A 14,305-nucleotide genomic window follows, 5' to 3' on the forward strand; every position below is an offset into this window, starting at 1 on the left:
AATGGCAATTCAAAATTTGAAACACCCAAAACTAAAACTTAAGTCTATGTTGCTGCTTGTATCTAGCTTATATGCTGGATCAGTGATGGCACTTGAACCATTTCAAGTTAAAGATATTCGAGTAGAAGGTATTCAGAGAACAGAAGCTGGCACAGTTTTTAGCCACTTACCTGTTAAAGTCGGTGAGATCATGGATGATGATCTAGCATCACAAGCGATTAAGTCACTGTATGGCACAGGTTTCTTCAAAGATGTGCGCATTGAAGCTGAAAATGATGTGCTAATTGTTACTGTGCAAGAGCGTGCCGCAATCGCACAGATTGATTTTAGTGGTAATAAGTCATTCCCTACCGATAAAATGAAAGAGGGTTTGAAGCAGGTTGGCATTTCAGAAAGTCAAATTTTCGATAAATCACAGTTAGATCGTGCTGAGCAGGAAATCAAGCGTCAATACCTGTCACAAGGTAAATACGGCGCTTCTGTGAAAACAGTCGTAACACCGCTTGAACGTAATCGTGTTGCCGTTAGGTTCGATATCGAAGAGGGTGCTGTTTCTAAGATTCGTGATATTAATATCGTAGGTAATAAAGCTTACTCGATAGATGATCTTCGAGCAGAATTTCTGCTTACTACACCAAACTGGATGAGTTGGTGGAATAAAGACGATCAATATTCTAAGCAAAAATTAAATGCAGATTTAGAAACCTTACGTTCTTTTTACATGAACAAAGGGTATCTTGAATTTAATATTGACTCAACACAGGTGTCAATTACGCCAGATAAAAAAGACATTTACATCACAATCAATATTACCGAAGGTGAAAAATATACTATCTCCGAAGTGAAGTTGGCAGGTGAGACTTTAGTGCCTGAAGATGAGTTACGTCAATTGATTCAAGTGCAGGCTGGTGAAACTTTCAGCCGCGAGAAAGTAACGCAAACAAGCAAAGCGATTAGTGATCGATTAAGTAACGATGGGTATGCTTTTTCTAACGTCAATCCAGTACCTGAAATTAATAAAGAGCAGCACACCGCAGCGTTTACCTTTTTCGTAGATCCAGGTAAACGTGTTTATGTCAGACGAATTAATGTCGTTGGCAATACGCGTACGCGTGATGAAGTGATTCGGCGTGAGGTACGTCAGCTTGAGTCTGCTTGGTATGCATCTAATAAAATTGATCGTTCAAAAGAACGTATTGTGCGTACTGATTTCTTCTCAGACGTTAATGTGGAAACACCAGCAGTACCTGGCACAGCAGATCAGGTTGATTTGAATATTAGCGTGACAGAAAAGTCTACAGGTAGCGTACAATTTGGTGCGGGCTTGTCTAGTAACGAGGGTGTGGTTTTTGGTATTACAGTGAACCAGAACAACTTCTTGGGAACTGGTAATCGCGTTAGTGCTCAAGTAAATACTGGTAAAGTGAACACAGTATATTCGCTTTCATATACAGACCCGTATTTCACGCCAGATGGTGTGAGTCGCGGTATTGACGTGTATCGTCGTGATGTTAATACAAGCTCTCTCAATATCGGCACCTATAACACCTCTTCTTATGGTGGCGGTGTTAGGTTTGGTATTCCTTTAAACGAAAGAGATGGTCTTAATTTTGGCCTTTCTGCAGACTTTACCAAAGTTGAGCTAAGAGCAAATAGTCCGATTCAATATCAAGACTTTTGTGGAAACACTACTGGCTGTACAAGTAATTCTGTAGTAGCTAGTGCTGGGTGGGTGCATGACTCAAGAGATAGCATCATGTTTACGACTAAAGGGGTATTGCAAAGACTAACGGGAGAGTTGGCGCTTCCTGTACTAGATCTTGAGTATTATAAAATTGACTATAAACATGCATGGTTTAAGGAAGTTATTCCTGCGTACACCCTTATGTTGAACGGTGAAATTGGTTACGCCGATTCTTACGGTAATAAGAACTATCCATTCTTTAAAAACTTTTATATGGGTGGTGTAAACTCTGTTAGGGGTTATGATAATGGCTCATTAGGTCCTAGAACTACCGACACATTATCGGGTCGTGATTTTGCGTTAGGTGGTACTAAACGTTTGTTAGCTAACGCTGAATTGTATCTACCAATACCAGGTTTGAAAGAGTCCAAGCAGTTTAGGATGAGTGCATTTATTGACGCTGGCAATGTGTTTGGCCCAGACGAATCGTATGATTTTGGCGGGCTAAGATACTCAACAGGCTTGGGGTTAAGTTGGATATCACCATTTGGTCCTTTGAAGTTAGTATTTGCTAAACCATTGAATAGCAAAAGTGGGGATAATACACAAGCAATCCAATTCCAGTTAGGTCAGCAGTTCTAAAAAGATTTTCATCAGGGCAGTCGTATCGAAATATAGTGCTGGTTACTTATTCGATAGAGTGTCTTATGGCATAATGATGCCAATATTCGTATTGCAGGGTAAGGAGAAGTTAAGTGAATCATTTTTTTAAAAGTATAGTAGTTGCAAGTTTGATGGCATGTGCAATGAACGCACAGTCAGCAGAATTAAAGGTTGGTTACGTACAAGTAGATAAAATTCTACAAGATGCCCCACAAACTGCTGAAAGTGGTAAAAAATTAGAAAAAGAATTTAGCCCACGCTCACAAGAGCTTGATCGTATGGCTAAGCAAATTAAAGATTTAGAAACAATCCTAGATAAAGAAGGGCTAACACTTTCTGAGTCTGAGCGCCGCACAAAAGAACGTGATGCTCAAAATATTAAAATTGAATTTCAACGTAAACAACGTGAGTTGCGTGAAGATATTAATTTACGTAAAAATGAAGAGTTAGGTTCATTGCAAGATCGCATTAACAAAGCTGTTCAGTCAGTTTCTGAAGCAGAGGGTTACGATTTAGTAGTCTATAGTGGCGTTGCTTACGCAAGTAAGAAAATTGACATTACAGACAAAGTGTTAAAAATGTTAGGTAAAAAATAAGTAGTTTGTCTGATAACCTTACATTTTCGAGTTAAAGTATGAGTCAGCAATACTCGCTTAACGATATTGCCACTGCGCTAGGCGGTCATGTAATTGGTGATGGCAATGTGTTAATCAATAGAGTTTCTTCTATTGCAAATGCAAAAGCAGGTTCTATTAGTTTTTTTAATGATACTAAGTATCAGAAAGCGCTGGTTACAAGTGAAGCTAGCGCTTTTATTATGAAAGAAACGCATAGTAATTTAAGTACGCAACCCAAGATTATTGTTGATAATCCTTATGCTTATTTTGCGAAACTGTCAGCTTTTCTAAATCCACTAACTGTAATGCCTCAAGGCATTCATGAAACTGCTGTCATCCATCCAACTGCACATATTCCGAGCTCATGCAGTATTGGCCCACTGGTTTCTATTGGTGGAAATGTTACGCTTGGTGAAAATGTTGTCGTTACAAGTGGTTGTGTCATCGAAAACGATGTAAAAATAGCAGATGGAACACGGTTAGAGCCCAATGTTGTAATTAAGCATCATTGTGAAATTGGTGAAAACTGTCATTTTTTCTCAGGTGTGATTATTGGTTCAGATGGATTTGGCTACGCTGAAGAAGCAGGACGATGGCTTAAAATACCACAAGTAGGGCGTGTTGTTATTCATGCCAATGTAGATATTGGTGCCAATACTACAGTTGACCGAGGTGCAATTGATGACACAATTATCGAAGAGGGCGTAAAACTCGATAATTTAATTCAAATAGGGCATAACTGTGTGATTGGCGCACATACCGTTATTGCTGGCTGTGTTGGTGTCGCTGGTAGTGCGCGTATTGGTCGGCACTGTAAAATTGGTGGCGCTGCAATGATATTGGGACATTTGGAAATAGCAGATCATGTCACAATTTCGCCTGGTAGTATGATTACTCGTTCGTTGATGACTGCGGATACATACACTGCATTAATGCCTTTTCAAACACATAAGGCATGGTTAAGTACGGCTGCGAGGATTCGTCACTTAGATGATTTTGCAGATAAAATTAAACAACTTGAGATTGAGATTGCCTTGCTTAAAACAAAGTAATGAAGACTTCAAGGATTAACGATAAAACTCTTTATAAGAAGCAAACCGAGAATAATATGACTAATAATGCAACCTCTACTACTAGTATGGATATTCATGAAATTCTAGAGCACTTGCCACATCGTTATCCATTCGTATTGGTTGATCGAGTGTTGTCTATGGAGTTAGGTAAAGAAATTACAGCGATTAAAAATGTAAGTGTTAATGAGCCTTATTTCCCAGGTCATTTTCCATACCATCCAGTGATGCCTGGCGTTTTGATTGTTGAGGCAATGGCACAAGCTGCTGCAATATTATCATTCAAAACAATGGATACTAAACCTACTGATGACTCTGTCTACTATTTCGCAGGTATCGATAGTGCACGCTTTAAAAAGCCAGTGTCCCCAGGCGACCAAATTGTACTGAATGTGAAAATCGACCGCATTCTAAAGGGTATCTGGAAGTACTCTGGTGTTGCTACTGTTGATGGAACTGTTGTTGCTGAAGCACAGATGATGTGCATCTTAAAAGCAATTGAAAAATAAGTGATGAGTGCGCATCAAGTCGCACACTAATGCCACTCATAAAAATAAGTGAAGTTAAAATGCATACTGCAAAAATTCATCCAACAGCTCTCATAGATGCCTCAGCAGAGCTTGATTCTAGCGTTGAAGTTGGCGCATTTTCTGTGATTGGGCCTCACGTAAAAGTCGATGCAGGCACTCGAATTGCCAGCCATGTAGCGATTAATGGTCCTACGACTATCGGTAAAAATAATCAAATTTTTCAGTTTTCGTCATTAGGTGAAGCGCCACAGGATAAAAAGTACAAAGGTGAGCCGACCTTATTGGAGATTGGTGATAACAATACCATTCGAGAATTTTGCACTTTTAATCGCGGTACAATCCAAGATAAAGGCACAACAAAAATCGGTAATGATAATTGGATAATGGCTTATGTGCATATTGCACATGATTGCCAAGTTGGCAATCATACTATTTTAGCGAATAACTCATCACTTGCTGGCCATGTCGATATGTATGATTATGCAATTTTAGGTGGCTTCACGCTTGTGCATCAGTTCTGTAAGATCGGCTCTCATGTCATTACTGCGGTAGGCTCTGTTGTGTTTAAAGACATCCCGCCATATGTAACAGCAGCAGGATATGATGCCAAACCACATGGTATTAATTCCGAAGGCCTGAAACGCAGAGGTTTTTCGCCAGAGAGTATTTTGCAAATTAAACGTGCTTATAAAACGCTATATCGCAAAGGCTTAACTTTAGAAGAGTCTAAAGTTGAACTAGAAGCTATGTTATCAAAAACACCAGAAATCGGACTTTTGACTGATTTTCTGAATGTATCTACTCGCGGCATTGTCCGTTAATCGCACAATATGGTTAGAATTGGCATTGTGGCTGGAGAAGCCTCTGGTGATTTACTTGGTAGTCATCTTATACTAGCGCTGAAACAAAAACGCTCAGATATAGAGTTTATTGGTATTGCGGGTCCAAAAATGATTAGCGCAGGCGCTAAATCACTTTATCCAATAGAGCGACTTTCTGTGCGTGGGTATCTTGAGGTGATTAAGCACCTATGGGGTTTGTTAAAGTTACGCCGTGAGTTATTGAATCAATTTTTAAGTAACCCACCAGATTTATTTATTGGCATCGATGCACCTGATTTTAATTTCTGGTTAGAAAAAAAACTTAAGCGAAAAGGCATTAAAACAATTCATTATGTAAGCCCATCTATCTGGGCATGGCGTAAGAATCGTATCAAAAAGATTAAGAAAGCGGTCACTCAGGTTTTAGCGCTGTTTCCTTTTGAACCTGCTTTATATCAAGAAAAGGGCGTTCCTGTCACTTATGTAGGACATCCATTAGCTGATATGTTACCGATGGAGCCTGATGTCGCTGGTGCACGGGAAATTTTAAAACTAGAGCCATCTTCGTTAGTTATTGCAATGCTTCCAGGCAGTAGACAAAGTGAAGTAGAGCAGCATGCAGATCTATTTGTACAAACAGCTAAACACATTTACACACAACACCCTAATGCCGTATTTTTAGTGCCATTGATTACGCGTGAAACACGACATATATTTGAATTAGCTATTTTTAATGAACCAGAGCCACTACCAATTCAGTTGCTGTTTGGTCATGCACATGATGCAATGGAAGCAGCTAATGTAGTGATTGTTGCGTCTGGTACTGCAACGCTTGAGGCGGCGTTACTTAAAAAGCCGATGGTGATTACATATCGCATGTCTAATTTAAGTTGGCAATTACTCAAACGTATGCGCTTGCAGCCATATGTAGGCTTGCCGAATATATTGGCAGGAAAGTTTGTCGTACCTGAGTTATTGCAAGATGACGCTACCCCTGAGAAGCTTGCTCAAGCAACACTTGATCTTGTCAACGATAAAGAAAAGCTCGCTGAAATTAAAAAAGAGTTTACAGATATTCATCAGCAATTAAAGCAAAATACAGCAGAAAAAGCAGCAATTGCGATACTTGCACATTTAAAATGAACCAAAATCAGTTGATCTGTGGTGTAGATGAAGCAGGGCGAGGGCCTTTGGCTGGTGCGGTTTATGCAGCAGCAGTGATACTTAATCCTGAAAAGCCAATTTTGGGTTTAGCTGACTCTAAAAAACTGAGTGAAAAAAAACGTGATGCATTAGCGCTTGAAATTAAAGCACATGCTTTTGCATGGGCCATTGCTTACAGTACAGTCGAGGAAATTGACCAGCTTAATATCTTGCAGGCAAGTTTACTTGCGATGAAACGTGCTATCGAGTCTGTTCAGTCAAGTTTGACTAATGCTGATCAGCTAAACTTGCTTGTGCAGGTAGATGGTAATCAACGGCCAAAAATTGGCTTGCCTTGCGAAGCGATTGTTAAGGGTGATAGTAAAGTGCAAGCAATATCCGCCGCATCTATTCTGGCCAAAACTGCGCGTGATGCAGCATTGTATGACTTAGACCGACAGTATCCTATGTATGGATTTGCACAGCATAAGGGTTATCCTACCGCGGCTCACATGGCACTACTACGTCAGCATGGTGTTTCACCTGTACATAGACTTAGCTATGCGCCTGTTAAGGCTTTGATTCAATCATCATTAAGCCAATAATAAGAACACAGTTGGTTTCTTATGTAAATCGGGTAAAGGTGATGTTTTCCATTCTTTTATACGTTTAGTGCCAATAAATTCATCTGCTAAACTTATATTGCAGGCAATACATAACTTTGTTTCCCCGTTACAGTTGTTAATAATATCTTCTAGCATGTGCTGATTACGGTAGGGTGTTTCTATAAACACTTGAGTTTCTTGTTGTTTTGATTGCTTTTCAATTTCTTTAAGCTGGTTGATTCTTGCAACTTTATCGCTTGGTAAATACCCTAAAAAAGTAAATCGTTGTCCATTTAAACCACTTGCCATTAGGCTAAGTAAAATGGATGAAGGGCCAACTAGGGGGGCTACGCGAATGCCTTTTTGATGTGCCAGTGCTGCAAGTTTTGCACCTGGATCTGCAATGCCAGGGCAACCAGCCTCGCTCATCAGGCCCACATCTTTCCCCGCCATTAATGAGTTAAGTAGTGCTGGTAATTCTTTATCGCCCGTGTGCTCATTTAGTGTTTTAAGTACCAGCTCACGTATTGGTTTGCTATGTTGAATTGCACCTAAGAAATGGCGTGCAGTTTTTTCATTTTCAACAATAAACTCATCCAATTGTTGAGCTATCTTTACAACCTCTGAGGGTAAAACCTTGGTGATATTATCTTCACCAAGTGTGACTGGAATAAAATATAAGGTCCCTGTTTTTTTATTAGTCATCAATATTTCACTTGTACACGGTAATTCAGCGTGACTTTACCTTCGGCAGGTACGTCTATTTTCCAAACAGCAGTATTGCTAGTCGCTTTTTGGCTAGGGTGGCTTTCTTTGATGATTTTCCAGTCTGCGGGAATCGGCTCTTGAACTGTGATAGAAACGCGTTCTTTTTTTGCATTTTTGATCACAATCTCGTAAGCGCTTTCAAACATACTATTGCCTTTGGAGGGGCGGGGTAATGTTTTAAAGTCAGACTGTTTTTTATCGGCTGTTACATCAAATGCTTCGCCAAGTTTAAGGCGTACAATTTCATTTTTAGGTGTGTGGTCGATACGGTCTTCACCTACAAACTGAGCATTACCTTGGCTGTCTTTTTTATAGACACGCATAATGCCTTTAGGTAGTGGAATACCTAATTTTGCAGCCTCTTTATTATCAAAATCTACAAACACGCTCACTTTTAACTTTTGACCTAAGTCACCGTAACTTGAGTTGTAGTAATAATCTGAACCACGTAAGACCAGCTCTTTGCGAGCTGGTACTTGTGATGCAGAGAGTAGGGCGACTTGCTTAGTTTGGTTCTCTGCAATAGACGTCTGGCGGTCCAAACTGTATAAATGATACTCAAGTAGTGACTCCTCTGCCATTGGCGCTGCAGCTTCTGCGGCCATTAACATGTCTTTTCTCATACTCATTGCACGTGGGTAATCTTCTTGTATGCGGTTAACATCTCCAGCAACTAGCTGTAATTTTGCATTCTGATAGCTAGTACCACTTGTGTTGGTTAAAGTTACCCACCCTGATAAATCAAGACTATCCTCTTTTGGGCTTAGTTCAGCAACGTAATCCGCCTTCCAGTCGAGACCACCTGTTAGATAACTCAACTCAACGGAGTGCTCACCAGCTACTTTATTGTTAATTTTAGTGATTAAAGTAGGGCGGTCACGTAGATTTGCAGGAACATTGTCATACACAATTCGCCCTGGAATGCCCGTTTCAATACGATTGCCGATTTTCATCACAACGCCATTGTTCGCAGACAATACAGAAGCTTGTTCACTTGTTTCCACACCTGTAGAAGGGTTCATGCTAATAACTCGAACCATTTTACCTACGTATTTTTCAAGTAGCTTTTGTGGTGTGAGTAAGTCAAAATCGAAATTTTGCTCTAAGGTGTCAAAGCTTCCTTTATGACTAATGCTACGCAACAATGCTGTTTCAGGTCTGATCTGCGCACTTACATCACGTAATGCTAAATTATTTAGGCCGCTATTTAATTTAACTTTACGCTGATCTTTGACTAATGCTAGGTTGTTGTTATAAATGGTGACTGCCACAGATTGCTGATCATGTAAACTGCTAGTGATTTCATCTGTGTCGGCGGATAGCACATTGCTTGATAGAGCCGAGAGTACACAAAGTACAATAAACTTGTATTGATTAGGCATTACAGACTCCTTCAGAGTGAGAATGGTTAAATGTAGCAATTAAAAAGGCATTTAGGTGATTTATATCACTGATACGCCTTCATGATTAAGCATATTGATTAAAGCAATCAAAGGTAAGCCTATCAATGCATTGGGGTCTTCACCTGTCATTTTTTCGATAATTGCAATGCCAAGACCTTCTGATTTAGCACTACCAGCACAGTGATAAGGCTGTTCTTTTAAAAGGTAATTTTCAATTTGTGCATCGGTTAAGTTTCTAAACTGCACAATATAAGGCACCACAGTCGCCTGCATATTCTGTGTTTTTGCGTTATATAAACATAATGCGCTATGAAAGATAACTTCTCTACCACGCATCATACGTAGTTGTTTTGTTGCATTATCATGATTCAATGGCTTACCTAATTGGATGTTATCTAGTGTTGCCACTTGATCGCATCCAATAATTAAGGCATCTACATGACTAGTGCCAATTTTTATTGCCTTATCTTTAGCTAATCTTAAGGCGGTCTCTTCTGGTAATTCGCCTTCTATTTGGGTTTCATCAACGTCTGGTGAAATGCAGCTAAAGGGAATTTGTAAACGCGTTAATAATTCACGTCTATAAATTGAAGATGAGGCTAGTATCAGGTTGTTTTGCATAATAAATGGAGCTAATAAAAAAGCCGACAGTACATACCCGTCGGCTTGGTTTGTTAATTAATACATTGGTTATTCTGGTTGAATTTCAAGTAAAGACTCATCAGGTGTCACTGTATCACCTTTAATGGCATGTATAGCAACGACAACACCTGTGGTTGATGCTTGAATTTCGTTTTCCATTTTCATGGCTTCAATCACTAGTACGCCATCGCCAGCTTTTACTTTATCACCAACATTCACTTTGACCGCAACAATTGTACCTGGCATTGATGTTGTCACATGACCTGGGTGAGATGGGCGAGGGCGACCACTACTTGTATTGTTCGCGATTTTCTTTTTGCTACCGTTACTTGCTGTGCCGTCGTTAGCAATCTCAATTTCACTGAGTGTTTCTACGATGACTTCTTCCGCAATACCATCAATAGATACAAAGTAAGGGCGTTGCTCTTCACCTGCATGACCGCTACCAGTTACATTGATATGGAACGTTTCTCCATGTAATGTCACTTTAAATTCATTTGGTGCAAATCTTGGACCGTTAGATTGAATTGTATTTTTATCTAATAACAACTCAGGTGTTAGTGACCCTGCATTGCGCTCTTGTAGATAAGTTTGGCCAATATCTGGAAACATCGCATATGTGAGCACATCCTCTTCAGATTTGGCGAAGCGTTCTGCTTCATTAGTCAATTTAGCCATTTCTGGCTTTAACAAATCAGCTGGTCTGCAGCTAATAACCTCTGCATTTCCAATAGCCTGCTGCTTAATTGTTTCATTAACAGCGGCTGGTGCTTTCCCGTACTGTCCAAGGAAGTAGTTCTTAACTTCATTGGTAATTGATTTATAACGAGCACCAGTCATCACGTTAAGTACAGCTTGCGTACCTACGATTTGAGAGGTTGGTGTAACCAGTGGAGGGTAACCCAAATCCTCACGTACTCTAGGAATTTCCAGTAAAACCTCATCCATTTTATTAAGAGCGCCTTGCTCTTTTAGTTGGTTAGATAAGTTCGAAATCATGCCGCCAGGAATTTGGCTCACTAAGACTCTAGTATCAACCCCTGTAAACTCACTTTCAAATTGCCAGTATTTCTTACGGACATCCCTGAAATAAGCGGTAATCTCTTGTAACGCACCCAAGTCTAAACCAGTGTCATATTCTGTGCCTTGCAATGCGGCCACTAAACTTTCTGTAGAAGAGTGGCTCGCACCTTCACCAAAAGATGAGTTACATGTATCAATAATGCTTGCGCCAGCTTCAATGCCTTTTAGCAGACTCATTGCAGACAGACCTGAAGTAGCATGGCTATGTAGTTGAATTGGTAAATTAACTGAACTGTGCAAGGCTTTTACTAATTCACTTGTATTTTTAGGCGTTAGTAAGCCAGCCATATCTTTAATTGCAATCGTGTCACAACCCATAGATTCTAGTTCTTTGGCTAACTCAACGAAGTAAGCGACATCATGAACGGGGCTAGTTGTATAGGCAATCGTGCCTTCTGCATGTTTACCTAATTTCTTAACCGCTTCAACAGATGTTTTGATATTACGTAAGTCATTCATTGCATCAAAAATACGGAATACATCAACACCGTTGTCTGCAGATTTCTGGACAAAAGCGCGTACAACGTCATCGGAGTAATGGCGATAGCCTAGTAAGTTTTGACCGCGTAGCAACATTTTGATGCGGCTGTTGGGTAGTGCTTTACGTAATTTTGCAAGGCGCTCCCATGGGTCTTCTTTAAGAAAACGTACACATGCATCGAATGTTGCACCACCCCAAGCTTCAAGTGACCAAAAGCCAATAGCATCGAGCTTTGCACAAATAGGTAGCATGTCATCAGTACGCATGCGAGTTGCAATAAGCGATTGATGACCATCGCGTAAAACTAGTTCAGTAACAGATACTTTTGCCATATTTTTAATCTATCAGTTCTAAGGTTAAAATTAATTTTTAATACTTGAAAATCTTGTTATATACCTTCATGCGCCGCAATCACCGCTGAAATTGCTGCCGCGATGAGTTCGGGCGGAATTTCGTTAGCATAGTTAGTTAACTCAGGATGCGCCTCTACAAAACTGGTATTAAACTCTGCAGCCCTAAATTCTGGATGCTTAAGAATTTCTTGATAATAAGGAATGGTAGTTTTTACACCATAAATAATCATATCGTCGAGCGCTCGACGACCGCGCTCAATAACACCATCCCAGGTAAGCGCCCATACCGTCAACTTAGCGCACATGGAATCATAGTAGGGAGGTATTACATAGCCGCTAAATATTGCTGCATCCATACGAACACCAGGACCACCTGGCGCATAATAGCGTGTGATTTTACCGAAACTTGGTAAAAAGCCATTTTTTGGATCTTCCGCATTAATACGGAATTCCATTGCGTAACCTCTAAAAGTCACGTCTTTTTGTTTGTATTGTAAAGGTAGTCCGTAAGCAACCCGAATTTGTTCCTGAACAATATCAATACCTGTAATTGTTTCCGTAACAGTATGCTCAACTTGTAAGCGCGTATTCATTTCCATGAAATAGAACGTATTGTCAGAATCAAGCAGGAACTCAACAGTGCCAGCGTTTTCATAACCAACTGCCTTAGCTGCTTTTACTGCCAATCCACCGATGTACTCTCGTTGCGCTTGAGACAACTGCGGTGATGGTGCAATTTCAATGAGCTTTTGGTTGCGACGTTGTATTGAACAGTCACGCTCAAATAAATGAATGGCGTTGCCTTGTGAGTCAGCTAATACTTGCACTTCAATATGACGTGGAGAAACAACACACTTCTCAATAAACACTTCAGGTTTACCAAAAGCCTTACTCGCTTCACTGATGACGCGATCATAGTTTCCTAGTAAGTCTTTTTCACTATCACAGCGACGAATGCCGCGGCCACCACCACCATTAGTAGCTTTAAGCATAATGGGGTAACCAATTTTGTTTGCAAGCGTGATAGCCTCATTAAGGTCTTTCAAGTTGCCATTACTACCAGGCGTACATGGAATGCCAGCCTTGGTCATTGCATTACGTGCTTGAATTTTGTCGCCCATTTGACGAATGACGTCAGCATTAGGCCCAATAAATTTAACGCCACGACGCTCACAAATTTCAGCTAATTCTGGATTTTCAGATAAAAAACCATAGCCAGGATGCAAGGCGTCACAGCCAGCAGCAACGGCTAGATTCACAATGTTATGCGCATTTAGATACCCAGCAACAGGATCTGCACCTATATGATAAGCTTCATCCGCTTTTTTAACATGTAACGCTTGGCGGTCAGCATCTGTATAAATAGCAACAGATTTGATGCCCATTTCAGAGCACGCGCGCACAATACGTACTGCAATTTCACCGCGGTTAGCAACTAGAATTTTTTTGAACACGTAGGTAAGCCTTAATTTTATTAAATGACGTTACAAAAACGGTGTGATTGTAACATGGCAGCCTTAATAGCTAAATCCCTAGTGCAAATTTAAGCACTGAATTGAGCGCAAAAAGTAATTTTTTTGGTCTTTAGATACGGTTGTTAGTACCTTTAAGATGTGCTTAATTTAAGTATAAACGTACTGTCAAACTTTATATTTTATTAGCAAATGTCTGTGATCTGAATATTCTTTACTGAATACTTTAGAATAATAAACACGAGAATAATTCACATGCATCGTTAATTATCTAGGATAATTTTGCAAACTTTAATTTAAGCCAAGAACTGAACATGACCAATCAAACCTTTTTAATTGACAACCTTGCTTTTGCTGCGCGCGGTGAGCGTTTGGAAGCAAGCCTTCCGCTGTCATTCTTTCCTAGACTATGTGAATTGATTGAGTCGCAACATTTAGAAGCTGATGCAAATAACCCCCCTGGTGACGTTGCGAGCCCCAACTCTAAGCTAGAAGGTTTAGTTAACTTCGTTTTAAATGGTGAGAAAAACGTATTGGGTCAATGTTATTTGCATTTAGTGCTAAATGTCAGCTTAGTCACTTCTTGCCAGCGCTGCTTGTCTAAAATGCCTTTAAGTTTGGCGCTGGATTTTCATTACTTAATTAGCGATGCGGATGACAGCTCGTTGGATGATGTGGAAGCGACAATTGGTGATGATTTTGATTTGCAAGAAGTAAGTCAAGAGATGGATGTGAAGTTGCTTATCGAAGATGAGGTTATAATGGCGCTACCGATAGCGCCCGTCCATAACAACGACTGCGCTGCCGTTACGATGCAAAGTGGCGAGAAGCCTAACCCTTTTGCAGCATTAAAAGGGTTAATTAAATCTTAAAATATATAGTATTGGCTGACAAAACTTATGTTTTGTATTATCATTACGGGTTAGTTATTTAGTGTAATCTTAAATTAGTGATGCGTTATTCATTTTAT

The 14,305-nt window shown here is 40.0% G+C and carries 13 protein-coding genes; 8 read left to right on the top strand and 5 right to left on the bottom strand.

The features are described 5' to 3' along the window. Position 1: 1 nt before the first annotated feature. The 7 genes from bamA (at position 2) to rnhB (ending at position 7,133) form a co-directional block, all read left to right on the top strand. Entirely contained in the window at positions 2-2,326 is a 2,325-nt protein-coding gene (gene bamA / locus Q7U33_RS06385; protein WP_304858801.1) for an outer membrane protein assembly factor BamA, read from the top strand. Positions 2,327-2,478: 152 nt separating this feature from the next. Beyond that, on the top strand, positions 2,479-2,943 hold the full coding sequence (locus Q7U33_RS06390) for an OmpH family outer membrane protein (protein WP_304858865.1): 465 nt from the start codon (positions 2,479-2,481) through the stop codon (positions 2,941-2,943). A 38-nt stretch (positions 2,944-2,981) separates the two neighbouring features. Continuing rightward, complete coding sequence (lpxD, locus tag Q7U33_RS06395; RefSeq protein WP_304858802.1) at positions 2,982-4,016, top strand: UDP-3-O-(3-hydroxymyristoyl)glucosamine N-acyltransferase; 1,035 nt, start codon at positions 2,982-2,984, stop codon at positions 4,014-4,016. 56 nt (positions 4,017-4,072) lie between these two features. Beyond that, on the top strand, positions 4,073-4,543 hold the full coding sequence (gene fabZ, locus Q7U33_RS06400) for a 3-hydroxyacyl-ACP dehydratase FabZ (protein WP_304858803.1): 471 nt from the start codon (positions 4,073-4,075) through the stop codon (positions 4,541-4,543). 59 nt (positions 4,544-4,602) lie between these two features. Further along, positions 4,603-5,385, top strand: coding sequence for an acyl-ACP--UDP-N-acetylglucosamine O-acyltransferase (lpxA, locus tag Q7U33_RS06405; protein WP_304858804.1), 783 nt, complete (start codon positions 4,603-4,605; stop codon positions 5,383-5,385). A 9-nt stretch (positions 5,386-5,394) separates the two neighbouring features. Further along, a complete protein-coding gene (lpxB, locus tag Q7U33_RS06410) occupies positions 5,395-6,528 on the top strand; it encodes a lipid-A-disaccharide synthase (protein ID WP_304858805.1) in 1,134 nt (377 codons plus the stop codon). Continuing rightward, positions 6,525-7,133: a ribonuclease HII gene (rnhB, locus tag Q7U33_RS06415; RefSeq protein ID WP_304858806.1), complete on the top strand. Its 609-nt coding sequence runs from the start codon at positions 6,525-6,527 to the stop codon at positions 7,131-7,133. The genes lpxB and rnhB overlap by 4 nt, the downstream gene beginning before the upstream one ends. Here the strand turns inward: rnhB and Q7U33_RS06420 are convergent. From Q7U33_RS06420 to Q7U33_RS06440, 5 genes are all read right to left on the bottom strand, one after another. Next, entirely contained in the window at positions 7,122-7,838 is a 717-nt protein-coding gene (locus Q7U33_RS06420; RefSeq protein WP_304858807.1) for an SAM-dependent methyltransferase, read from the bottom strand. The two genes, rnhB and Q7U33_RS06420, sit on opposite strands and share 12 nt — an antisense overlap. After that, complete coding sequence (locus tag Q7U33_RS06425) at positions 7,838-9,283, bottom strand: DUF4139 domain-containing protein (RefSeq protein ID WP_304858809.1); 1,446 nt, start codon at positions 9,281-9,283, stop codon at positions 7,838-7,840. The genes Q7U33_RS06420 and Q7U33_RS06425 overlap by 1 nt, the downstream gene beginning before the upstream one ends. Before the next feature lie 60 nt (positions 9,284-9,343). Next, positions 9,344-9,925: a Maf family nucleotide pyrophosphatase gene (locus Q7U33_RS06430; RefSeq protein ID WP_304858810.1), complete on the bottom strand. Its 582-nt coding sequence runs from the start codon at positions 9,923-9,925 to the stop codon at positions 9,344-9,346. Between the two features lie 69 nt (positions 9,926-9,994). After that, complete coding sequence (gene oadA, locus Q7U33_RS06435; RefSeq protein WP_304858811.1) at positions 9,995-11,842, bottom strand: sodium-extruding oxaloacetate decarboxylase subunit alpha; 1,848 nt, start codon at positions 11,840-11,842, stop codon at positions 9,995-9,997. Between the two features lie 56 nt (positions 11,843-11,898). After that, positions 11,899-13,317: an acetyl-CoA carboxylase biotin carboxylase subunit gene (locus tag Q7U33_RS06440; protein WP_304858812.1), complete on the bottom strand. Its 1,419-nt coding sequence runs from the start codon at positions 13,315-13,317 to the stop codon at positions 11,899-11,901. A gap of 332 nt (positions 13,318-13,649) precedes the next feature. On the opposite strand from Q7U33_RS06440, the gene Q7U33_RS06445 reads away from it, so the two are divergent. Then, complete coding sequence (locus tag Q7U33_RS06445) at positions 13,650-14,207, top strand: DUF177 domain-containing protein (protein ID WP_304858813.1); 558 nt, start codon at positions 13,650-13,652, stop codon at positions 14,205-14,207. The last annotated feature ends 98 nt before the right edge of the window (positions 14,208-14,305 follow it).

The sequence above is a fragment of the Methylotenera sp. genome (assembly GCF_030653755.1).
GTDB lineage: Bacteria > Pseudomonadota > Gammaproteobacteria > Burkholderiales > Methylophilaceae > Methylotenera.

What these genes read in the sequence shown, in the direction of transcription:
- Q7U33_RS06445 (WP_304858813.1), top strand. Translation starts at nt 13,650, where the DNA reads ATGACCAATCAAACCTTTTTAATTGACAACCTTGCTTTTGCTGCGCGC.
- rnhB (WP_304858806.1), top strand. Translation starts at nt 6,525, where the DNA reads ATGAACCAAAATCAGTTGATCTGTGGTGTAGATGAAGCAGGGCGAGGG.
- oadA (WP_304858811.1), bottom strand. Translation starts at nt 11,842, where the DNA reads ATGGCAAAAGTATCTGTTACTGAACTAGTTTTACGCGATGGTCATCAA.
- lpxD (WP_304858802.1), top strand. Translation starts at nt 2,982, where the DNA reads ATGAGTCAGCAATACTCGCTTAACGATATTGCCACTGCGCTAGGCGGT.
- Q7U33_RS06390 (WP_304858865.1), top strand. Translation starts at nt 2,479, where the DNA reads ATGGCATGTGCAATGAACGCACAGTCAGCAGAATTAAAGGTTGGTTAC.
- lpxB (WP_304858805.1), top strand. Translation starts at nt 5,395, where the DNA reads ATGGTTAGAATTGGCATTGTGGCTGGAGAAGCCTCTGGTGATTTACTT.
- Q7U33_RS06430 (WP_304858810.1), bottom strand. Translation starts at nt 9,925, where the DNA reads ATGCAAAACAACCTGATACTAGCCTCATCTTCAATTTATAGACGTGAA.
- Q7U33_RS06425 (WP_304858809.1), bottom strand. Translation starts at nt 9,283, where the DNA reads ATGCCTAATCAATACAAGTTTATTGTACTTTGTGTACTCTCGGCTCTA.
- lpxA (WP_304858804.1), top strand. Translation starts at nt 4,603, where the DNA reads ATGCATACTGCAAAAATTCATCCAACAGCTCTCATAGATGCCTCAGCA.
- fabZ (WP_304858803.1), top strand. Translation starts at nt 4,073, where the DNA reads ATGACTAATAATGCAACCTCTACTACTAGTATGGATATTCATGAAATT.
- Q7U33_RS06420 (WP_304858807.1), bottom strand. Translation starts at nt 7,838, where the DNA reads ATGACTAATAAAAAAACAGGGACCTTATATTTTATTCCAGTCACACTT.
- bamA (WP_304858801.1), top strand. Translation starts at nt 2, where the DNA reads ATGGCAATTCAAAATTTGAAACACCCAAAACTAAAACTTAAGTCTATG.